The organism is Bacillus sp. JJ1532 (assembly GCF_036965085.1).
Lineage (GTDB): Bacteria > Bacillota > Bacilli > Bacillales > Cytobacillaceae > Cytobacillus.
Genome location: NZ_JBALOW010000002.1, coordinates 189,040 through 210,362, shown reverse-complemented (window position 1 = coordinate 210,362; position 21,323 = coordinate 189,040). Strand labels below are relative to the sequence as shown.

The window sequence follows — 21,323 nt, the reverse complement described above, 5'->3', positions numbered from 1 at the left end:
TTTATCGCTATATCTTTTAATATCCATTTAGCAGCGGAAAATACATTATTGGCAATATAGTCGTTCCCCAAGAAGCACGGAGAGGATTTTTTTTTAATGGAACCGTGCTATCATTAAGGTTTGTTAGGAAGGTAAGGTTTTTCTCCTTATCCGCATTCCTTTTATATAGTTTAAAGAAAGTAGGAGTTGGTAGGATGTTTTTCTCGGGGAAGTTGCTGCAGTTGCCCATAAAAATTTTAACAGTGGCACTGCTGATTATACTCACGGTTTATTTAATCCGCAAATCTATCAATCTTTTCTTTGATAAAACGAAAATCTTGGATGGAAAGCGGGAAGAGACATTTAAGCAATTCGCTAACCAGATGACAAAGGTATTGGGACTGGTGTTCTTCCTTGTTTATGTGCTTAGCCATTTCTTCGACCTGACAAAGATTTTCACTGGTTCGGTTGTTTTAGCGGGTGCCTTCGCATTGATCTTCCAGCATATCATCCGGGATTATATTATGGGGCTGACCTACTTGTTTGAGCGCCAGATCCAACACGGGGATTATGTCATTATCAATGGAAATCGTCAGGGGAAAATCGAGGAAATCAGCATACGCCACCTGAAGATCCGCCAGTATGACGGATACCTTTATTCGATCTCTTATAGTAGCATCACGGAACTTCAGAACGGGAACCGGAAAATGCGAAGGGTGAACGAAAGCCTCGTCCTCAATTATAGGCAAAATCCGGACGATGCCTTCAAGGTGATGGAGGAAGTGGAACAAACATGCAACGAGAAATACAGTGAATACCTGCTGAAGGATGAGAACGGCGTTCCCGTGGAGAGTTTCAAATTCAACCAAATCACTGAACTGAATGTGGATTTCAGGGGGCACCGGTATTCAATATCAGGTCTAGTGAAGGAAGCGGATTTCGCGGAAGCAAGCAAAAAAGTGAGGTATGAACTGGCGATGGCTGCCTACAAGAATGACTTGATGATGGCAGAGAGCGGGGAATTGGAAGCCATGAAGGCTGGTCCTTTTCAACCCGGAAATATACGAACCTTTAAAGAAAATAAGAGGCAAATACTGTTGGAAAAGCAATTGGCTGTTGAAGATTTATAGTTTATGAATCCCTTTCTTCAAAAAAGCAGATTGCTATTTAAGCAGTCTGCTATATCCTCCTTAGATAAACCTTTAAAGTTACTTTAAGTACATTCCTTCACAATCTGTTTTGCCTAAAAGGGACTGGAAGCAAGTAAGAGGGAATTCTTGCTGTACCCCTTCGACTAAAAATACTGAAAGGCTGGTGTATTTCCCTTGAAAATTTTAGAAACAGATCGACTTACCCTTCGCTTACAAACAACCGACGATGCGGCATTTATCCTTGAGCTTATGAACGACCCCTCTTGGTTGAGGTTCATTGGTGATCGAGGTTTGAGAACAACAGAAGACTCAGCTGCCTATATATTGAATGGACCAATTCGTATGTATGAGGAATACGGTTTCTGTCTTTTTTTGGTGGAACGAAAAGAGGATCATGTACCGATTGGAATCTGCGGTCTGATAAAAAGAGATTCCTTAGAGGATGTGGATATTGGATTTGCCTTTCTTCCAAAGTATTGGTCAAAAGGATACGCCTATGAAGCAGCCTCCGCGGTAATGACATATGGAAAAGATACGTTAGGGCTAAATCGTATTGTAGCGATTACTACTAAAGACAATCACGCTTCAGCCAAGCTTCTCGAAAAAGTGGGGTTGCAGTTTGAACGATTGGTTAGAATGCCTAATGATCCTGAAGAACTTAAACTATTTGCCACGATAGAAAAAAATGAAAAACCATATAAATAACCATCATGAATCATTCGATACAAAAATGATTCTAGATCAATTAACTGCTACCTTTTGATGCGTTTACCAATCAAAATGGAATTAAACCTAATATACGTGTATTGTACGAATTATTTGTTCCAGAAGCTGTGATCATTAAAAATACGGATTCGTCTCCTGTCATTTACGATCTTCAGCAGTTTATCGAGCCTCGTGAGAAACTATTGGGAGAAGGGCATTTGATTGACTTTAAGGAAGAAGAAACGTACGAGATCACAGAGATTTTCGGCAATATTGCTCACCGCTTCAGTCTATATTGAAAATCTGGAGTGTTATCTGGCGAAGCTTTTGCTACAATGGGCACGAAAACCATACAATTTATGAGATATATTATCAAACACATATCAAATCGTGCTGGGATAAAAAAGAGTATTCATCCTCATCAATTACGACACAGCTATGCTACACATATGATTAATAAAGGTGCGCCACTTGAAGTGATCCAGAGCTTGCTTGGTCATGAGAAGAGTGAGACCACAAAAATATATGCCCAGCTAAGTGGAAAGTTGAGGCACGATTTTTATAGTAAATATTTTTGAAAATTTAACGGAAATTGAGGCATGCATATAAAAAGGCATGCCTTTTTGTTATCGGGCAAGATTGTTGAAGAACTTTTAGTCAATTAGAATATTCGAGTTTGAATTTATCATTAAAATTGTCAAGATTTTACTTAAACTAATTGATGAAGGTTGATTTAGTAAGGAAACGTTATAATATAGGTGAAAGAATTTCATATATGTGGATTTAATTAATAGCCATTCAAGGGGGAGAATGATGTACACATATTTAGAGTTTGAAAATAAAATGGCTGATGAATTAGTAGAATTTTTAACATCAGAAACATGGAGTTTTCATGGACAGGAGAATCCTACTGAGGAGTCTATAAGAGAAAATTTAGCCAATGGGAATTATAATGAAAACGGGAACCAAACATTCTGGATCATGGATAATCATACAAAGATTGGTTTAATAAGAATTTTTGATTTAGAAGATCCCATATGTTTATTCGATTTGCGATTGAAAGAAAAGTTTAGAGGCAAAGGAATAGCAAAGCATATTCTTAATTGGTTAAGTACTTATGTATTCAATAATTACACTCATATTATTAGAATCGAAGGTCATACCAGATATGATAATTTTGCGATGAGAAAAACGTTCTTTAATAGCGGATTTGTGAAAGAATCTTATAACCGTAGATCCTGGAGACAAAGCGGACAATTATTTGATACTGTTGGATATGCGATGATAAGAGAAGACTGGGAGAACAATACCAAAACAATAATAAAAGATAACTTTCCATACTAACTTAAAGGAAAAATAGAGAAAGAAGGATTCTATAATGTAATTGGTACGTCATTGATCAAGGATATTACAAAAGGTTCTTAATACTGTTAAATCATCTTCAGTTAAAGGGCCATATTGTTGATTAAGTGTTCGAAACTTTTTGCACTATGAAACGTATAAAAATTGCGAAGGAATGTATTTGAACTACGTAGCAGGTTTAGAAGGTAATTCACAACAAAGGGGGATAAAAAGTGGATTTATTATCTTGGATAGCTGTTGGGGTCATCATAATCGAATTTGTTGTTCTTGCTTTTATAACAAGAAATATGGAAAATGAGGTTCATCAAAGTTCAGCTACCCAATCCATAGTTTGGAGGATAGTGGGAACCACAGTTTGGGGGATAGTGAGTCTCTTCTTTGTTGTGTATTGGTTACTTCCTAGACTTTTGTGAAGAACTACACTTAAACAATTGGGCGCTTTTCTGAAATATGGAAAGCGCCTTTCTTCATGAAAAGGGCCATTTTCTTGAATAAGAGAAGGAATTATTCGTAAGTAAATCAAAGTTAATGAAAGGAATAAATGTTCAAAGCACTTTTGAAAAAATATTCATCTCCACTGACATACTGTTGTCAGCATTTGACGTTTACAATAGCTATTGGAACAGCAATAGTTGTATTTGTTTATCCGTACTTTATTGTCACACATTAAATTCAAAATTTCATTTTCCTAAGGAATTAATAATCAATGTAGTTCGTATAATCGATAAGTGAAAACATAAAAAAGGTGGGAATAATTCTATGTTTAAACCAAACCCAGCTAATACTGCAATTGTTATTACTGACCCTCAAAATGACTTTTTGTCTCCAGGCGGAAGAGGATATCATTTGACAAAGGCTAACATTAAACAAAATAATACTTTAGCCAACTTGGAACTACTATTAAGCACTGCTCGTAGTAAAGGTTATCAGCTCTTTGTTTCCCCGCACTTTTTATATCCACATGACTATGATTGGCGGTTTACAGGGAACGAACAAGAGATGTTGATTAGTTTGCGTGTTTATCAGAAATTAAATCAATTTAGTCCTCCAACTCCGGAAGCCGATTATGTTTCAACTTTAGCTCCGTATATCTGGGACAAAACAACCGTCATTGCAACACCGCACAAGGTGGCCAGTCCTCAGACGAATGATCTAGTCTATCAACTAAGGCAACGTAGAAAAGAACAAGTAATTTTGGCTGGGGTATTATCAAACGTATGTGTTGAATCGCATATGAGAGATTTGATCGAAAATGGCTTCAAGACAGCTGTTGTTTACGATGCAACTGCCACGATTAGTGAAAACGATTTTCGTGCTGCTGTTACGAACTACCGAGCTTTCAGTAGCGCTACATGGACAACACGCGAAGCCATTTCAAATATGTAATGATACTCTTAAATAGGCTACTAAAGAAAAGATTATTCTTTGAATAATTGTAATGTTGCAGCCGTTAGATGTTTCCATTAACGATATCCAATAAGTCGATTCTTATAAAATTAAGATTCATTTACAGTGTGTTTCATTAGAAGATTTCCACCATAACCATTGCTAGTCCTGAAACTCTCCCATAACTTAGACTTTCAAAAGTAAAGTTACCTCAAGATTAGTTTTTAGAGTGGTTAAAGCAATTAAACGAGAATTAAAATGTAACTCCTTCTTCAGCTAATGGGCGCTTTTCTGAAATAAGGAAAGCGTCTTTCTTCATGAAAAGGGCCATTAAATGGAGTAAGTGTGTCGTGTAAAAAATTTCTAGACGGAGTTAGAAAAAAATTTCAAATATTTATATCACATTTATCAGTGTTGTAAATGAAAAGAATTTTTAAGAATAATAATCAAAATAAAATATATTTACAAACCTCTACTTCTGAATGGAGTAGGGGTTTTTTTATGGTTACCAATAAGGATGAGGGTTTGAAGGGGAAGAGATTGTTTTGCTTGTGAAGCTATTAGGAATAATGGGTGGAAAGTGATTGCGAGAAAATCAAATAGGCGAAAATTGTATGGGAAGAAAATATTGTAAATTATACACACTTTGTATATAATGTATATAAAATGTATATACATTATTTTAAAAAGAGGTATTTGTATGCAAATAATAATATCCAATATTTCAAAAGAACCAATTTATGAGCAGATTTATGTGCAAGTTAAGAAACAAATTTTGACGAATGAACTGAAAGCAGGGGCGGCTTTACCATCTATGCGTCAGTTAGCTAAAGACCTAGATATAAGTGTAATCACAACAAAACGGGCGTATGAAGAGCTTGAGAAAAATGGTTTTATATTCTCAATCGTTGGAAAAGGATCATTTGTATCTGAACAAAATAATGAAATGATTCTTGAACGAAAAATGAAAGTCATTGAAGAACAGTTAATGGCTGCAATTCAAAATAGTAAAGAAATAGGAGTAGAGTTAGCTGAATTAAAAGAATTACTTACAATGTTATATAAGGAGGAAGTATGATGGAAAACGTAATTGAGCTACAACATGTAAATAAGGCTTTCAAAGGATTTGAACTGAAAGACTTATCAATCTCAGTGAAGAAAGGCTTTGTTACAGGGTTTATTGGTGGTAATGGAGTAGGAAAATCCACAACGATTAAGTTGATTATGAATTTATTACAACCGGGTAGTGGAGAGGTTTCACTTTTTGGTTTGAATTATAAAATGCATGAAAAAGAAATAAAACAACGAATTGGCTTTGTGTTCGATCATAATGTTTTTTATGAGAATCTTACCTTATTAGAAATGAAAAATATAATAAGACCAATTTATAAAAAATGGGACGATTCTATATTCAATCATTATGTAGATCGGTTTGAACTACCATTAAAGAAAACATTGAAAACTTTTTCTAAAGGTATGATGATGAAGGCTTCCTTAACCATTGCGTTATCCCACGATGCTGAGTTAATTATTATGGATGAACCAACGTCGGGATTAGATCCAATATTTCGTAGAGAACTGTTAGATATCCTTCACGATCTCATGCAGGATGGTGAAAGAACGATTTTCTTTTCTACTCATATTACGACAGACTTAGAACGAATCGCGGATTATATTACTTTTATCCATGATGGACAACATATTTTTACAAAAGAGTATTATAAAATCGAAGAAGACTATGCACTTGTGAAAGGAAATATAAATCTATTAGATCGTGATACAGAACAAGAATTTATAGGTGTCCGTAAATCCAATCATGGATTTGAAGCATTAACGATAAATAAACAACGTACAGAAAGTATCTTTGGTGATACGGTCATTTTGGAGAAACCAACACTAGAAGATATTATGCTATATACAAAGAAAGGAAAAGATAACTATGTTCAATCTCATTCGTAAAGATATTATTTTACAGAAAAATACATTATTAATTCTTTTACCTATATTATTTATATATTTATTTTTAAGTACTTCTACTATCTGGGTGGGTATTATATTTTGTATCGCCATCATCATGCAAAGTTTTTCAATGGATGAAAAATCCTCCAGCCATCTCTTATTGAATTCTTTACCTTATACTCGAAAAGAAATTGTTAGTTCCAAGTATATAGGTGCATGCGTTTTCACTTTCTTGACTTTAGTTACTATTTTTATTGGTCATTTCGTCATTCATAGAGAAATCATTCAATGGGAACAATTATTGCTTATAACAGGTATTGTTACGGTGTTTATTTCATTTGCTTTTCCATTTTCTTACCTATTTAAAAGTCAATATTTGATGATTGCCTCTATTGTTGTGTTTGCCCTTTATTTAATTATTGTCAATAGTTTTATACCTGATATCAATGATCGATTAAGAGAGGTCATTCAATGGGTTCTGTCTTTTGATAATTCTCTATTGTATTTAGGTGTAATACTATCAGTTGTACTTCTTTATATTTTTTCTTGGATGCTATCCATCCGTATTTATAGTAGAAAAGTATTTTAGAGAGTTTGTTAAAAGGGGATTTGGAATTATAGGAGCGAGAAATCAAGGTGGAACATTTCTTAGAATGACTGTCATCTAATAATATTTTTAAAAACTATCTTTTAGTATGCAATGATCTTCAACAAAAGGGCGCTTTTATGAAGTAACTAAAGCCAAATTTCTCAAATACATCGCTGAGAAATTTGGCTTTTTATATTTAGGAAGGGCTTATTAGTATCAATAAAAGTAAACAGTTGATGTATCAATTATATGGAGAGAGAAGATAATAAAATGATTGGAGGTGAAAAAGATGGAACAAAAACCTAATCATTATGACGGAAGTTTTCAGCTTGACTATGGCGCAAATAATGAGCTTAATTCAAATGAATCGTTTCAAATTACAGATGAAATGCGACTGAACATGGGTGGTAACCCTTATTTTTTTGATGTGAATAAATAACGAATAATTTTTTATAGGGATTTGTATAACTGACAAATTCTTAGATTTTATAGCTTAGAAAGCTTTACATAGTGTAGGCTGAAAAAATTTTAAGTTAAAAAAACTGTAAATAATAAAACAGAAGGTGAATAAGATGGCCAAAGTATTATACATTACAGCTCATCCAAATGATGAAACACAATCTTTCAGTATGGCTGCAGGAAAAGCATTTATTGATACATACAAAGAAGTAAATCCGAATGATGAAGTCATTCACATTGATTTATATAAAGAGAATATCCCTCATATTGATACGGATGTTTTCAGTGGATGGGGAAAACTTCAATCTGGTAAAGGATTCGAAGAGCTTTCAGCAGAAGAAAAAGAAAAAGTGGGGCGTCTTAATGAACTGAGTGAACAGTTTATGTCAGGAGATAAATATGTATTTGTGACGCCTTTATGGAATTTTTCATTCCCACCAGTAATGAAAGCGTATATTGACTCTATTGCAGTTGCAGGGAAAACTTTTAAATATACCGAACAAGGTCCAGTTGGTCTATTAACAGATAAAAAAGCACTTCATATTCAAGCCCGTGGAGGTGTTTATTCAGAAGGTCCAGCTGCTGGTGTAGAAATGGGTCATCGCTTCTTAAGTGTAATCATGAATTTCTTTGGTGTCCCTTCTTTTGATGGTTTATTTATAGAAGGACATAATGCTATGCCGGATAAAGCACAAGAAATCAAAGAAAATGGAATTGCTCGTGCAAAGGACTTAGCTCATACTTTTTAATTAATTGCGAGTAAATCTAATGACTTGAGGCTAATTCAAAGTGTCTATTTTCAAAGATTTGAGAATATCTCTTGTGAGTTAGCCTTTTTATCCAAGGTCATTCATAAAACTTTGTTACTCCCCCCAATTAACTACTCAATAAACGTGGGCAATTCTAAGAACGTTATTAATATTATCTTGAACTCAAGTATTCATGAAAAGGGCGCTTTTCTGTAATAAGGAAAGTGCTTTTGCCATTTAAGGCCATTTAGTTGAATAACACACTTTAAAGAAAACTGAATATTTATGTTGAAATATTTATGAGATGATGAAGGTCCGATGCTTTAACACTGTAAATATTTAAAGTAATAAGTTTGGTAAGAAATGCTTATTTAAATAAAGAGATTAAAAAGTTTTTATTGGGGATTATACAGATTAATAATTAAACATGGAGATGATTATGGTGAACGAGCGAAAATCAGCTAATGAGGTTGCTGAGGCAGAAATGAAAATCATTGAACAGCTCGAAGATGGTAAGGTCCATGGCACAACAAAAGGAAGTACTGAGGAAACAACAGCAAACCTTGAATTGCAGGCAAAATTCAGCGATGAAGATGATGAGCCTGAAATAGGTACTTCCCCGGCAGCCATTGTAACACCTTCATAAGGTAAAAATAAGGAATGATAAAGAAGTCGGCGAGTTGACTTCTTTTCTTATTGTGTGAATATTTTTCTTTCTAAATTATTGGCTATTGGTGAAATTTTGATAGATAAGCATTAGTGAAGGCGATTGAAGTTTTGCAAAGTAAGGAATGGGTGGATCTCACACATACGTTTGGCCCGGATTCTCCTCATTTTGCAGCTTTTGAAGATGCGGAGTTTAAAACACTTTTCACTCATGATGATGGCTTTTTTGCACAACGTTTTAATTTTCCCGGACAATATGGAACACATATTGATGCACCCATTCATTTCGTTCGCAACAAGCGTTTCTTGGATGAGTTAGAGTTAAAGGAACTAGTTCTGCCTCTTGTTGTAATTGATAAGTCGAAGGAAACAGAAGAAAATCATGACTTTATCTTATCTGTAGAGGACATCCTAAACTTTGAAGCAGAGCATGGAAGAATAGAAGCAGGTACATTTGTCGCCTTGCGTACAGACTGGAGTCATCGCTGGCCGAACAAGGAGGCATTCGAAAATAAAGATGAAGAGGGAAATAGCCACAGCCCTGGTTGGGGAATTGAAGCCTTAAAGTTTTTATTTGAAGAAAGACAGATTAAGGCTGTTGGACATGAAACGTTTGATACAGATGCAGCGATCGATGTCCGCAAAAATGGATCACTCATTGGCGAATACTATGTGCTGGAGCAAGATACGTTTCAAGTGGAATTATTAACAAACTTGGATAAAGTACCAGCAAAAGGGGCGGTCATCTTCAATATTAGTCCAAAGCCCGAAAAGGCATCTGGATTTCCAGTACGTTCTTTCGCGATTTTGCCATAATCACGTAGAAACTAGGTAAGGTTTTTGTCTGATCGTTCAAATAATAGTTTATTCTTGGGACACAATCTGCAGATAGCTTGCGGGTTTAGGGAAACAGAGCTGCCAATTGGCAGCTTTTTCTTGTTGTATTGACTAAGTAGATTAGTTCCAGAACCGATTATCGTGCAAGAATGAGTGAATTTTTATCTGTAGTAACAATTGCGCTCTTTCTTTGTGTTAAGGGTCATACAGTGAATGAACAGACACAAAGATAACTGGATTTTTATGTTAAAATATAGTTGGAATTTGAAGAAAAAGTATTTAAAGTAAAGAGGCTCTTTTTTTATTATAAAGATAGAGGGGGAAAAGCATGTCATCAAAACAAGACGACAAAGCTATGATTCGGACGGTTCGAATAGAAGATGCTGAAGCCATCCTTGATATTCACCGTGAGGTCATTAATGAAAAGGACTATTTTATAGCGGTTTCAGAAGAGTTCAATAAGACGGTGGAAGAGCATAAAGAATGGATCACAAAGATCATTGAGCATGAAAGAGAAACGATGTTTGTTGCAGAAATGAATGGAAGAGTAGTAGGTTGGATCGTGTTTCAGTCACAAGAGAGACAAAGGATGCATCACACAGGATCCATCGCCATCATGCTTCAGAAAGACTATCGAAATAAGGGGATCGGTAAGCTTTTGATCAATGAGATCCTCTCATGGGTAGCGCAGCATCCAGTGATCGAAAAAGTTTCATTAGGGACGTTCTCCACGAATTCAAGAGCCATAGAGCTATATAAAAAGCTAGGGTTTGTCGAGGAAGGGCGCAAAGTAAGAGAGTTTAAGTTTCGCGATGATGAATATGTAGACGATGTTTTAATGTATAAGTTTGTTAAATAGACAAGATTTATAGCTTTGATATGAAAAGTTGACTCATGTGCGCATTTACGGGCTCCTAGAGTCAACTTTTTATATGTTAGTGCCGCAACAGCTTGACAGTAACTTACGAAGGTTTGTACTTAAAATAACGAGCAGCATTCCTGTAATTAAGAAATTCAATGAAGGTTTTTCATATTATTTACCGAATTGTGAAAATAATAAGAACCCATAAGGAGATAAATAATATGACAAAACCAATTTTAATAGGTATGGAAGGAGTATTTATTCCCGTTAAAGACCCTGAATTGTCGGCAAAATGGTATGAAGAGATTCTTGGGTTTAAATTAATTTACATTGAAAAAGAAGCTGCTGTAATGAAGATTGGAGAACAATCTCAAACAGTAGTATGTCTTGTTAAAACTCTAAATCATAAACCAATGAAGTTTCCAGATAATAATTTCGGTGTAGGGAAATATTATAATTTTATTCCTCACGATATAGAAGAAACTTATAAATTTTTACTTGAGAAGAATGTAAAAGTAAATCTAATTAGTGGAGAAGGAACGACTAAATTTTTTACTTTCTATGATCCTGACGATAATCCTTTGGGAGTTTGCCAATAAATTATTTTAAGGTTTTGGTTAGCAACTTTTCTTGTTTTACTATCGGGTGCAATGCTTTTCAATAACGAGGAGCGCATTTTTTACTTAAAGTAACCGGTGCAGGTTAATGAAGGAAGAACTAGCGGCCATTTGGTGACCATATAATACGAATTGGGTGGTTAGTTGAAGAAAGAAATTTATCATAATACTTTAAAAAAGGGGATAAAAAGAATGAATGCATTTAAAAGATTAAGAGATGCTTACGTTATTTGGCATGCCAATAGTATTAATATTCCCGAATTTGATTCAAGCAATATAGTAAGAAAAAAAGTTATCTTTTCTGGGAGAGTTCAAAAAGTAGGATTCCGTTTGGAATTATTTACTATGGCTCAAAGATTGAACTTAACAGGGTGGGTAAAAAATTTAGAAGATGGAAGTGTAGAAGCAGAACTGCAGGGGGAAGAAACGAAAGTAGAATTACTAATAACATCCATGAAGTCTTTGAAACGTGCATCTGTAAAGAAATGTGATGTCATAAACATTCCTATTAGTGAGAATAGGGAAGACTTAACAATAGTAAGATAAATAAGTAAGTGTATGCAAAAGATTTTCTTGGGCTCTGTCCTTATTAAACTACTATTAAAGAACATAATTATCTTTCATTCTCTGTGGTGGATTTCTGATTCATGGAAGGCTAAAGGGTACGTTAACACAACAATGAGATCGTCACTATGGCTGTCTTTTTTGACTAAAGGAAAGGGCAGTTTACTGAAATGAACTTATTAAATACACAGCACAATTATTAAAGTATTATTTTGAAAGATATTGTGTTATGATTTAACCGTCTGAAGATTCAGACAAAAAATAGGCAATATTTAATTTAGGGGGTAGATATTATGGCAAACAAAAAATATATTGGCGTGAATAATTCTAAGGGGAACACGTCTAAATAAATTTAAATTAGCGTTTCCCCACAATTGAAAGGGGAAAATCATTTGAATCAAACATTGTTAATTATTGATGCCCAACAAGAGTTAATTGAGGGAAATCAAGAAGAAAGTGCAGTTTTTAATAAAGATCAACTTATTAGGAATATCAATTTAGTAATTGAAAAAGCAAAAGAATCCAGTGTTCCAGTTGTCTTTGTAAGGGATTTAGATGTTGCTGAAGGGAAAGGTAAAGGATTTCAGGTTCACGAAGAAATTAATGTGCCTACGGATTCAAAGATTTTTGATAAAACTTCAACGAATTCTTTTCATGGAACAGGACTACTGAATCACCTAAAATCTCAAAAGATTGAGCATGTTGTCATGATGGGGTGTAAAACCCAACACTGTATAGACAGTGCAGTCAGAACAGCCACTATTAGTGGTTTGGATGTCACATTAGTAGGTGATGGACATTCAACAACAGACAGCCGTGCTTTAAGTGCAGAACAAATTATCAAGCATCATAATGAAACACTTCATGGTCATTACAATGTGGAACACTTTTCAGTTGTCAGAAATGCAATGGAAGATTTGTTTCATCCTATTCATGATTCATATAGGTAAATAGAAAATATGGTATAGAGATATTTCCTATAAACAGTAAAATAACCCAATCGACTACTAAGTAATTGGGTTATTTTTATTAGTACAATTTGTTAAGTTGAGGTATGACATCGTGATATTCCAATTCCCTTAGTGAGCAGTAATCATATTTTTCGTTACATTTGGAATTCCAATCAGCCCGTCTTGATTTCCAAAACAACCTTCCCCTTTGTACGCCCAATTTCGACATGCCGGTGAGCCTCTACTATTTGATCCAAAGGAAAGCATTTTTCAACAACAGGTCTTAATTTCTTTTCTTCCACTAGACTGCGTAAGAAATCCATATCCCTATCATTCGGTTTGGTAAGATGAACCTTTGCTTTCTTGCGACCAATCAATGAACCTATCATTAATTGAATGGGGTGATACTTTGGATAAATTGCGTGTTCTGTAATATAAACTCCCGTCTGCGTTAAAGAACTCATACAGCTGAAAAAGGTTCGCTTACCGACCGCATCTAGAATGATATCGTACTTTTTTCCGTTATTTACGAAATCTTCCTTGGTGTAATCGAGAACGTAATCTGCTCCAAGTTCTTTAACCCACTGAAGATTTGAGGTGCTGCAAACAGCCGTTACCTCGGCCTTGAAATATTTAGCAAGCTGAACAGCAAAGTGACCGACACCGCCTGATGCACCATAGATTAAAACCCTTTGGCCATGCTTTATCTGTGCTGCATCTCGCAATGCTTGCAGTGCAGTCTGAGCCGCACATGGTATAGCCGCTGCCTCCTCAAAAGTTAAGTTCTTCGGCATAAGACTAAGGGAATTCTCACGAGGTGAGACATATTCTGCATGGGAGCCGAAACAACTGCCGAAAACATGATCGCCAACCTTAAATCGTTGCACGTTTTTACCTATTGCTTCTACCGTCCCCGCCACGTCAATGCCCAGTATGTGATTTTTTGGTTTTGTCATACCATTATCTAACCTTGTAGGCAAATAGCCCTTTCGGTAAAGAGTATCAAATACATTGACTGACGCGTTATGCACTCTGATCAACACCCTATCGTCATCCTTAATAAATGGTTGTTCTACATCCTGTATCTCCAGTACTTCAGGGGGACCATAGGAACTGTAAATAGCCGCTTTCATCTATTTAACCTCCTTGATTCTTTTTAGTTTAGTTATTATTTCATCATCGTGAATGCAATTCTCAACATATAGAGAGATCCCAAAACGATGACAATTTGAAGTCCCAAAATATCCTTCTCTAACATGTAATATTCTCAAATGTATTTCTCTTTATTTCCAAAAATTCAGTTAATTTTATTCCGATCAATTTTTGATAAATCACTATGCAAGCTTTCCTGCAAATCGTTTTACTTTTTTGCAAACAATGAGGCAAGTGCAGACTGATTGAATCCTTTTACGATAAGCCAAACTGCTAAAATCATTTCATTCGCTGCTACCGGTATAGCCAGAATACCACCCCAAACAGAAAGTTGAGGAAATACGCCGAACATTACGAACAAGGCACAAATAAAAATTAGAGTTGCCCCTGTCATACCTAAAAAGGCTATAAATCTTGGTACGAGCTTGGTTTTATAAAATATATAACTGTACATCATTGTATTAATTCCTAGCATGAAATTGGGGCCAAGCAAAAATGTCCAGTCATGGATTGCATGTAATACTATGCCTGATGTTTGGAAAGATGCGGTATCCGGAGACCCTAATGCAACAAACTCCCGGCTTAATGTCAAAAGGGACAGTACGCTGATTACACCAATAGTAATAATAATCGCTTCTAGAAATCTGAAACAAACATGCCCTAGTGCGATCGTTTCATTATATTTTCTTAAAATCGGAAACATGGTTATTGCAGTACCAACGGCTGAAACGACAAGAATGAGTTCCATAACTGCTCCCAGTACGACTTGATTGGCATGTTCCGTACCATTTATCAAGTAATCGGGACCGTTCAGGATAGGGTCGTATAATATAAGACCTGCAACCGCCGAAACGGCTGCAAGAATAAACAGTACCCCCACAATTTTGGCTGCTTTTTTGTTTGAATTCATTAATTTATCCCCTTCCTTTAATAAATTGACAAACGGTAAAGCAAAAACAAATTCTAAAGCTTTGAGTCATCCTCATAAAAGAAAACCTCTTCCAACGGTAAGTTAAAGGCATGAGCAATACGAAAAGCCAATTCTAGAGATGGGGAGTAGTTTCCCTTTTCGAGAGCCACGATTGTCTGTCTTGTAACGCCTACCTTGTCTGCCAATTGCAGCTGTGTCATTTCATCATGATTGAATCGTAATTTTCGGATGTGATTGCCGACAAGATTTTTTTTGCCCATATTAGACTCCTTTCCGATAGTGATAAAGTCTCGTAGCAGATCCGGTCAAATCGGAAATGAATCCCGAAGTGATCAGGATAATGAACATTACATGTAAAGGCTGATAAATGATCAGTGATCCCATTGCAATAAGAAAGCCAATGATAAACACGAAAAAGGCATTCCGAAACGCTTTCAAGTCAATTAATTTATCCAGTTCATCCGCAAAGCTTGGTTCCTTTTCTCTGGTTGTAATTCTAAAAACGATGTTAAATATAATGCTGATAATGATGTGTGCAACGATTGAAACCAAAGTCAAGACGAGGACAAAGGAACCCCAATAACGAAAGGACTCAGCCGACTCCATCTCCCCGCCGGGATATTGCGGGTACATGTAGAAACAATAAAATCCAAAAATAAGAATTGTACTAATCAACGATAAGATACTTTTCTTTTCTTGGTACGTCATAGTTACCTCCTAGTATGGTTATTTTTACATCATGTTAAGTTTGTTAAACATAATGTAATATAAACTATACATCAAGTCAATATTTTGTTACATAAAATAGAAAAAATAACCATACATTTCCATTGAGGCAATATCCGGTCTTCCTAGTGACTCATCTTATGTATAAGCAAGTAACCAACATTTGTAGTTTGAATTTGTATACAATTACTTTCATTGTGAGTAAGTAGGAAAAATCACTTAAGATTTTAAAAAGGAAACGGAAGTAATGTTTCAATTTTGGTATTAGTTTGGAATAGAAGGATTTTTACATTATAGATTTACTCTAAAAAACAAATGATGACTTCTTAAACGAATTGGTTTGTTGATACAAGAAGGATTACCGCTCTTTTTGTTGAAATTATTCAACTAACGAAGCAGGAGAGTTGTGCGCTATTAGGAGATGTGTATAGGAAAGGGGCTAAAACATGCTAAAAAAATTATTATTTACTGGAATTACACTAAGTCTATTTTCGCTAGTTGGGTGTAGTGATGAGCAAAACGAAAAACAAGGGCAAGCTCAAAGTTTGGTAGATGAAGTTGACATGGATACAAATGAAATAGAATCGTTGCAAATACAAAATGATTTTCTCAATGAACGTAATCAGTATTTAGTGACGACCATCAAGCAAGTGATCGAGAATTTATCGGATGAAGAAATGTTGGAATTCGCCCAAAATCAGTTTATATATGAATTACAGGTTAATGGGGAATCTATTCCTAAAAACGGACAAGTAACTATTTCAGCGGGGGAAGTTGAAATTTTATTATCTGAAAAGATATTGGGGCACGATTTTTTACCTGCAGAATGGTTAGATAAAGGAAAAGTTAGTGGGGATTATATTGACCATTTGTTAAATATCGATTCTTCTAATTGGATACCAATCGGAATGGATGGCACTGTTAATACAGCACGAGGTTATCAGCTATCAGATGTAAAAGCTGGTCAAAAGTTCTCTCTTAATATGACAGAAGAATTAAGAGACCGTTTGAAAATGGATAAAAAATTAATACAAATTGAAGTAAAGTAAATTCTTTTTATTTAATTTTATATTAAAAGACAATGGAGGAATTATTGTGAATTTAAAGGTGAATGATGTATTTCAAGCTATTGAATCCAACGATATTGCTGCATTAGAAAAGGCTCTTATATCTAACTCATCTTTATCAAATATAGAAAATGAGCAAGGATTAACACCACTAGGAATTGCATCGCATTTTGGAAATAAAGAGGCCGTACAGATCCTATTAAATTACAATGTAGATATTAATGCCGTTTCTCATTCTAAGATAGAGTTTATTCCTTCAAATACAGCTCTTCATGCTGCAATCGCAGGAGAACGAAATTTAGAAGTCATTGAACTCCTATTAAAGAATAATGCGAAAACAAATATTTTTGATAGCAATGGGCATACAGCTTTACATACTGCTGCATTTCATGATAATAACTCGGATCTGATTAGTCTTCTTATTAAACATGGTGCTTCGGTTCATGCAAAGGTTGATGGTGGAAAAACGGCATTGGACATAGCGATAGAACAAGGGAATAATCAAGTTGCTGAACTATTGCGTCATTATGCTGGATTTGCCTGAAACAAAATGTAAATTTGATTCATTTTGAAAAATCAAGGATTAGTACCTTTTATGTTAAAATAAATTTAAGGTGATTGTTGATAGGACAATATGGCAAAGGATGGTACTCAGTCAAGTATGGATAACTATGCTTTTAGGAGAGCAGTAACAAAAGATGTTGATGAAATATATCAACTTATAGAAAAGCGGATTATATGGATGGATAAAAACAATTTAAATCAGTGGAATAGAACAAATTATCTCGAATCGTATCCAAGAGACTATTTTGAATACAAAGTGAAAGCTGATCAACTTTACGTTATGAAAGATAAACTGATGGGTAAGGTTGTTGGTGCGGTCGTATTGCTCGAAGAAGATAAGCGATGGACTAACAATGGGTCAAAAAATTACTATATTCACAACCTTGTTAGCGATACAGAGGTTCCAGGTGTTGGGATAAAAATGATCAACTTATGTGAACAGATGGCAATTGATAACGGTGTCGAAGCGGTAAGGTTAGACTGTCAGGCTTCAAACAGCAAGCTTAACGAGTATTATGAAAAACTTGGATATATGTATGTTGGTGATGTACAAGAAGGCGGTTATATTGGAAACAAACGGGAAAAGAAACTAGAGAAATTTATGTTGAATTAGTTTAATGTAACATTATCTTGAAATACTGAAAGACCGACTCAAAGTCGGTCTTTTTCCCGTTGATTACATTACTGGTGAAAGTGTCAAAATAACAGCCTATATGAAACATAGATGGGAAAATAATTTTAATAAAATGCTGTCATCCTTTTTTCCGTGACTCCACCTGCTTTTTAAGTTTCTGTGTGGTAATAAATATTTTGAGATTTCTCGGAATATAAAGTATGGAGTTGCTTTTTAGGAATTCACGAAACGGAAATGGAGGAGCCTATCACTATGTCTTATGCATCATTTAAAATCCGCATATACGCTTTTCTGTTGGATTATCTCCTTATCGTTATTTACGGCATTTTTGTTGTAGGAACCAATTCTTTTGTATTTCGTTCAGCTATTAATCCCTTATTTTCAAGTTCCCCAGTAACAGCTGAACTGACAGGTTTTATTATGATGACGCTGCCAGTTTCGCTTTATTTTATATTAAGTGAATGTTCTAAATGGCAGGGAACATGGGGGAAGAGGAAAATGGGCATCCGTGTTGTTGACGGTGTCGCTTAGCGAATTGGATTCGGTCGCTCAGCTTTTCGAACAGCTATCAAGTTTCTCCCTTGGGAGGCTGCACATTTCTGTATATGGCGATTAATGCTTCCAACTGACTTCTCAGAGATTACTATTTATGTGATTCTCAATGCAGTCAATCTTGTAATATTAGTATATTTAATAATTCCACTTACTAATAAAAAAAGGAAAAATGTTTATGATTGGATAGCGGGTACGGAAGTAATACACTGATCTATAAAAAAATTTTTAGTATTTACAAAATGCAATGAACACGATTCACTTAAACGTTGGATAACAAGCCTCTATTTGTTATTCGGCGTTTTTTTTATTTCACCCTGTCCTTTTCTCCAAACTCTCTATATATAAAGATTGAAAGCCGTGAGCAAATGGAAGATCTCAGATTGGTCAGGTGATTGAGAGCTGCTTTTAAAAAATAGAAGGATTGGAGGCAAACGAATGAGCAAACTATTAATCAATGAAAATCCGATTATGATTATTCCGTCTTTGGCTTTGAAGATGGGGTTGAATGAGGCGGTGGTTTTGCAGCAGATTCATTATTGGCTAGTTTCGAGTTCTCATGTAATGGAGGGACGGAAGTGGATTTATAACACGTATAAGGAATGGAACGTGCAGCTGCCGTTTTGGTCGGAGAGTACGATTAAGCGAACTATTAAGTCGTTAGAGAAGCAGGGTTATTTAATTTCTGCGAATTTTAATCGTTCGAAAATGGATCAGACGAAGTGGTATAGCATCGATTATGAAAAGCTTTCAGAATTGGATGGGAATGCTGAAGCTCTTATTGAGCAGCCGTCTGATCAGAATGAGCCAAACAGCACTTCAGATTGCGCTGAACAAGAGGTCATGATGGTACAAGCAATACCAGAGATTACTACAGAGACTACAACAGAGAAAGATACTATCCCTTTTTCCGAAGTGATTGAATACTTGAACGACAAAACGAATGCATCTTACAGGGCTGGAACGAGAAGAACGATGGAGTTAATCCGTGCTAGGTGGAAGGAAGGCTTTAGGCTGGATGATTTTAAAAAGGTGATTGATCTGAAGGCTATAGAGTGGCTTAATGATCCGATTTGGAATAAATATCTTAGGCCAGAGACGCTGTTTGGAACGAAGTTTGAATCGTATTTAAATCAGAAATCGCCGAAGAAACAGTGGCGGGAGGAGGACTTTGATTTAGATGACTAAGCGAGAAGTATTTAATTTAATGTCGTTGATTTCGGTCTATTATGAGCAGTTTGAATTGAACCAGGAAAAGGTAGATTCGTGGCATCAAGTGTTGAAAGGATATTCAGCGGATCAGTTGGAGGGAAACTTTCTTGACTTTGTGGTTGAATCTCCTTATCCTCCGAAGATTTCGGACTTGATTAGAAAACCAGCAGTTGTTTCACGGGTAATCCCAGGCTGTGATGATACAACGTACATTTTACACATGGATTATAAACCAGCAAGTAGGGAAGTGGTGGAAAGAGAGCTTAAGAAAATGCGAGAAATATTAGGAATTAGACAGGGTGAGGACTAATGCAGGAATTCGGGCTCTTTAATCAAGATGCGGAAGAGGCGGTAATCGGTTCGTTCTTTTTGGAGGAAGGATTAGTTAAGGAGTGTACATTAAGACCTGATCAGTTTTACTTTAAAGAATTACAGCGGTTGTTTGCAGCCATTCTGCGTCTTGATGAAAAGGGAAAGCCGATTGATCGGATTTCCGTGATGGATGAGATTGGTGTAGAGAATATTAAAAGTGTCGGTGGAGTCAGTTACATATACAATCTTTCTTATCGTGTACCCTCGACGAAAAATTTCCGTAATTACGAAAACATAGTGAAAGAATATGCTCAAAAGCGGAAGGCAGTCGAAATTGCGGGCAGAATTGGGAATGATGCATCATCTGAAGATATAGCGACAACGCTACGCAATGGGATCCATGACTTAATGCTGATAGAAGATCATCTCGGTGATGACGATCTCGGCGAAATCATGCCCTCTTTAATCGATTTGTATACTGAAAGTGAAAAAGATCTTGGTGACATTACTGGAATTCCAGCCGGATTTAAGAAGCTTGATCGACTGACAGGAGGGTTTCAGGAATCAGACTTGATTGTCGTTGGAGCCCGCCCGAGTGTCGGGAAAACGGCTTTTGCTTTAAATATTGCCATGCATGCCTCGGAGAGCGATATTGTCCTTGTTTTTTCACTAGAAATGTCGAAGAAGCAGCTGTTAAAAAGGGCGGTAAGCAACATAGGTCATATCAGTTCGATGAAAATGCGGAATCCAAGAAGGCTTTTCAATGAGGAGGATTGGGAGAGGTTCTCGGATGCGATGGGGGTGATATCGAAAGCGAATCTGCATATTTTTGATCAAGCGGGTATGGATGTCAACTATATTTGGTCAAAGCTGCGAAAGGTAAGAAGGGAGTACGGTGAACAGAATAGAATCCTTGTTGTCATTGATTATTTACAATTAATTGTCGGAGATTCGAAGCATCAATCCAATCGGCAGGCAGAAATTAGTGAAATCAGCAGGAAGTTAAAGCAGATGGCTAGAGAACTGAATGTAGTCGTTATTGCCCTATCCCAGCTAAGCCGGGGTGTGGAAAGCAGGCAAGATAAACGCCCGATGCTTTCTGACCTGCGTGAAAGCGGCCAAATCGAACAAGATGCCGATGTTATCGCCTTTCTCTACCGCGATGACTATTATCATAAACAGTCCGAGAAGAAGAACATTATCGAAATTATTGTGGCCAAGCAGCGGAATGGTCCGATTGGTACGGTGGAGCTGGCGTTTGTGAAGGAGTATGGGCGGTTTGCGGATTTGGTGGGGAGTACGGGATTAGGCGTTTGATTAGAAAGGAAATCAATATGA

The 21,323-nt window shown here is 35.9% G+C and carries 28 protein-coding genes; 24 read left to right on the top strand and 4 right to left on the bottom strand.

The window, feature by feature from the left end; all coding sequences use genetic code 11:
• Window positions 1-194: 194 nt before the first annotated feature.
• The 17 genes from V7122_RS01435 to V7122_RS01355 all read left to right on the top strand — a co-directional run bounded on the left by V7122_RS01435 (window position 195) and on the right by V7122_RS01355 (window position 12,835).
• Entirely contained in the window at window positions 195-1,109 is a 915-nt protein-coding gene (locus V7122_RS01435) for a mechanosensitive ion channel family protein (RefSeq protein ID WP_335345636.1), read from the top strand.
• 195 nt (window positions 1,110-1,304) lie between these two features.
• Window positions 1,305-1,835 (top strand): GNAT family N-acetyltransferase, encoded by a 531-nt coding sequence (locus V7122_RS01430; RefSeq protein ID WP_335355026.1) that lies wholly within the window; start codon window positions 1,305-1,307, stop codon window positions 1,833-1,835.
• 101 nt (window positions 1,836-1,936) lie between these two features.
• Complete coding sequence (locus tag V7122_RS01425; protein ID WP_335348302.1) at window positions 1,937-2,134, top strand: hypothetical protein; 198 nt, start codon at window positions 1,937-1,939, stop codon at window positions 2,132-2,134.
• Window positions 2,135-2,170: 36 nt separating this feature from the next.
• On the top strand, window positions 2,171-2,413 hold the full coding sequence (locus V7122_RS01420) for a tyrosine-type recombinase/integrase (RefSeq protein ID WP_335525582.1): 243 nt from the start codon (window positions 2,171-2,173) through the stop codon (window positions 2,411-2,413).
• A gap of 235 nt (window positions 2,414-2,648) precedes the next feature.
• Entirely contained in the window at window positions 2,649-3,179 is a 531-nt protein-coding gene (locus V7122_RS01415; protein WP_335525573.1) for a GNAT family N-acetyltransferase, read from the top strand.
• 777 nt (window positions 3,180-3,956) lie between these two features.
• The gene (locus V7122_RS01410) at window positions 3,957-4,583 is read left to right on the top strand and encodes an isochorismatase family cysteine hydrolase (protein ID WP_335355028.1); all 627 of its coding nucleotides are present in this window, start codon (window positions 3,957-3,959) and stop codon (window positions 4,581-4,583) included.
• 700 nt (window positions 4,584-5,283) lie between these two features.
• The gene (locus V7122_RS01405) at window positions 5,284-5,661 is read left to right on the top strand and encodes a GntR family transcriptional regulator (protein ID WP_335355029.1); all 378 of its coding nucleotides are present in this window, start codon (window positions 5,284-5,286) and stop codon (window positions 5,659-5,661) included.
• On the top strand, window positions 5,661-6,542 hold the full coding sequence (locus V7122_RS01400; protein ID WP_335348421.1) for an ABC transporter ATP-binding protein: 882 nt from the start codon (window positions 5,661-5,663) through the stop codon (window positions 6,540-6,542). Before V7122_RS01405 ends, V7122_RS01400 begins: the two co-directional genes overlap by 1 nt.
• Window positions 6,523-7,131, top strand: a complete 609-nt coding sequence (locus tag V7122_RS01395; protein ID WP_335525572.1) for an ABC-2 transporter permease — start codon at window positions 6,523-6,525, stop codon at window positions 7,129-7,131. The genes V7122_RS01400 and V7122_RS01395 overlap by 20 nt, the downstream gene beginning before the upstream one ends.
• Before the next feature lie 289 nt (window positions 7,132-7,420).
• Entirely contained in the window at window positions 7,421-7,570 is a 150-nt protein-coding gene (locus V7122_RS01390; protein ID WP_335355634.1) for a hypothetical protein, read from the top strand.
• A 133-nt stretch (window positions 7,571-7,703) separates the two neighbouring features.
• Window positions 7,704-8,339 carry an FMN-dependent NADH-azoreductase gene (locus V7122_RS01385; RefSeq protein ID WP_335355635.1) on the top strand — a complete coding sequence of 212 codons (636 nt, stop codon included), beginning with the start codon at window positions 7,704-7,706 and terminating at the stop codon, window positions 8,337-8,339.
• 442 nt (window positions 8,340-8,781) lie between these two features.
• A complete protein-coding gene (locus V7122_RS01380; RefSeq protein ID WP_335525571.1) occupies window positions 8,782-8,985 on the top strand; it encodes a hypothetical protein in 204 nt (67 codons plus the stop codon).
• A 113-nt stretch (window positions 8,986-9,098) separates the two neighbouring features.
• A complete protein-coding gene (locus V7122_RS01375) occupies window positions 9,099-9,821 on the top strand; it encodes a cyclase family protein (RefSeq protein ID WP_335345624.1) in 723 nt (240 codons plus the stop codon).
• A 349-nt stretch (window positions 9,822-10,170) separates the two neighbouring features.
• Window positions 10,171-10,701: a GNAT family N-acetyltransferase gene (locus V7122_RS01370; RefSeq protein ID WP_335345625.1), complete on the top strand. Its 531-nt coding sequence runs from the start codon at window positions 10,171-10,173 to the stop codon at window positions 10,699-10,701.
• 224 nt (window positions 10,702-10,925) lie between these two features.
• On the top strand, window positions 10,926-11,303 hold the full coding sequence (locus tag V7122_RS01365) for a VOC family protein (RefSeq protein ID WP_335345626.1): 378 nt from the start codon (window positions 10,926-10,928) through the stop codon (window positions 11,301-11,303).
• A gap of 162 nt (window positions 11,304-11,465) precedes the next feature.
• A complete protein-coding gene (locus V7122_RS01360) occupies window positions 11,466-11,867 on the top strand; it encodes an acylphosphatase (protein WP_335345627.1) in 402 nt (133 codons plus the stop codon).
• Window positions 11,868-12,277: 410 nt separating this feature from the next.
• Entirely contained in the window at window positions 12,278-12,835 is a 558-nt protein-coding gene (locus tag V7122_RS01355; RefSeq protein WP_335355157.1) for a cysteine hydrolase family protein, read from the top strand.
• Window positions 12,836-13,008: 173 nt separating this feature from the next.
• Here the strand turns inward: V7122_RS01355 and V7122_RS01350 are convergent, their stop codons facing one another.
• From V7122_RS01350 to V7122_RS01335, 4 genes are all read right to left on the bottom strand, one after another.
• Window positions 13,009-13,878, bottom strand: coding sequence for an NAD(P)-dependent alcohol dehydrogenase (locus tag V7122_RS01350; RefSeq protein WP_335355158.1), 870 nt, complete (start codon window positions 13,876-13,878; stop codon window positions 13,009-13,011).
• A gap of 317 nt (window positions 13,879-14,195) precedes the next feature.
• Window positions 14,196-14,897 carry a DUF4386 domain-containing protein gene (locus tag V7122_RS01345; protein ID WP_335355159.1) on the bottom strand — a complete coding sequence of 234 codons (702 nt, stop codon included), beginning with the start codon at window positions 14,895-14,897 and terminating at the stop codon, window positions 14,196-14,198.
• Window positions 14,898-14,950: 53 nt separating this feature from the next.
• Window positions 14,951-15,178: a helix-turn-helix transcriptional regulator gene (locus tag V7122_RS01340; protein ID WP_335355160.1), complete on the bottom strand. Its 228-nt coding sequence runs from the start codon at window positions 15,176-15,178 to the stop codon at window positions 14,951-14,953.
• 1 nt (window position 15,179) lies between these two features.
• Complete coding sequence (locus V7122_RS01335; RefSeq protein ID WP_335355161.1) at window positions 15,180-15,626, bottom strand: hypothetical protein; 447 nt, start codon at window positions 15,624-15,626, stop codon at window positions 15,180-15,182.
• A gap of 464 nt (window positions 15,627-16,090) precedes the next feature.
• On the opposite strand from V7122_RS01335, the gene V7122_RS01330 reads away from it, so the two are divergent.
• From V7122_RS01330 to dnaB, 7 genes are all read left to right on the top strand, one after another.
• Window positions 16,091-16,693 (top strand): hypothetical protein, encoded by a 603-nt coding sequence (locus V7122_RS01330; protein WP_335525570.1) that lies wholly within the window; start codon window positions 16,091-16,093, stop codon window positions 16,691-16,693.
• Between the two features lie 46 nt (window positions 16,694-16,739).
• Window positions 16,740-17,255 (top strand): ankyrin repeat domain-containing protein, encoded by a 516-nt coding sequence (locus V7122_RS01325; protein WP_335525569.1) that lies wholly within the window; start codon window positions 16,740-16,742, stop codon window positions 17,253-17,255.
• Between the two features lie 117 nt (window positions 17,256-17,372).
• Window positions 17,373-17,888 (top strand): GNAT family N-acetyltransferase, encoded by a 516-nt coding sequence (locus V7122_RS01320; RefSeq protein WP_335525568.1) that lies wholly within the window; start codon window positions 17,373-17,375, stop codon window positions 17,886-17,888.
• Window positions 17,889-18,161: 273 nt separating this feature from the next.
• On the top strand, window positions 18,162-18,440 hold the full coding sequence (locus tag V7122_RS01310; RefSeq protein WP_335525567.1) for an RDD family protein: 279 nt from the start codon (window positions 18,162-18,164) through the stop codon (window positions 18,438-18,440).
• Between the two features lie 459 nt (window positions 18,441-18,899).
• Complete coding sequence (locus V7122_RS01305) at window positions 18,900-19,649, top strand: conserved phage C-terminal domain-containing protein (protein ID WP_335525566.1); 750 nt, start codon at window positions 18,900-18,902, stop codon at window positions 19,647-19,649.
• Window positions 19,642-19,983, top strand: a complete 342-nt coding sequence (locus V7122_RS01300; RefSeq protein ID WP_335525565.1) for a replicative helicase loader/inhibitor — start codon at window positions 19,642-19,644, stop codon at window positions 19,981-19,983. Before V7122_RS01305 ends, V7122_RS01300 begins: the two co-directional genes overlap by 8 nt.
• Window positions 19,983-21,302 carry a replicative DNA helicase gene (gene dnaB, locus V7122_RS01295; protein WP_335525564.1) on the top strand — a complete coding sequence of 440 codons (1,320 nt, stop codon included), beginning with the start codon at window positions 19,983-19,985 and terminating at the stop codon, window positions 21,300-21,302. The genes V7122_RS01300 and dnaB overlap by 1 nt, the downstream gene beginning before the upstream one ends.
• Window positions 21,303-21,323 lie beyond the last annotated feature (21 nt).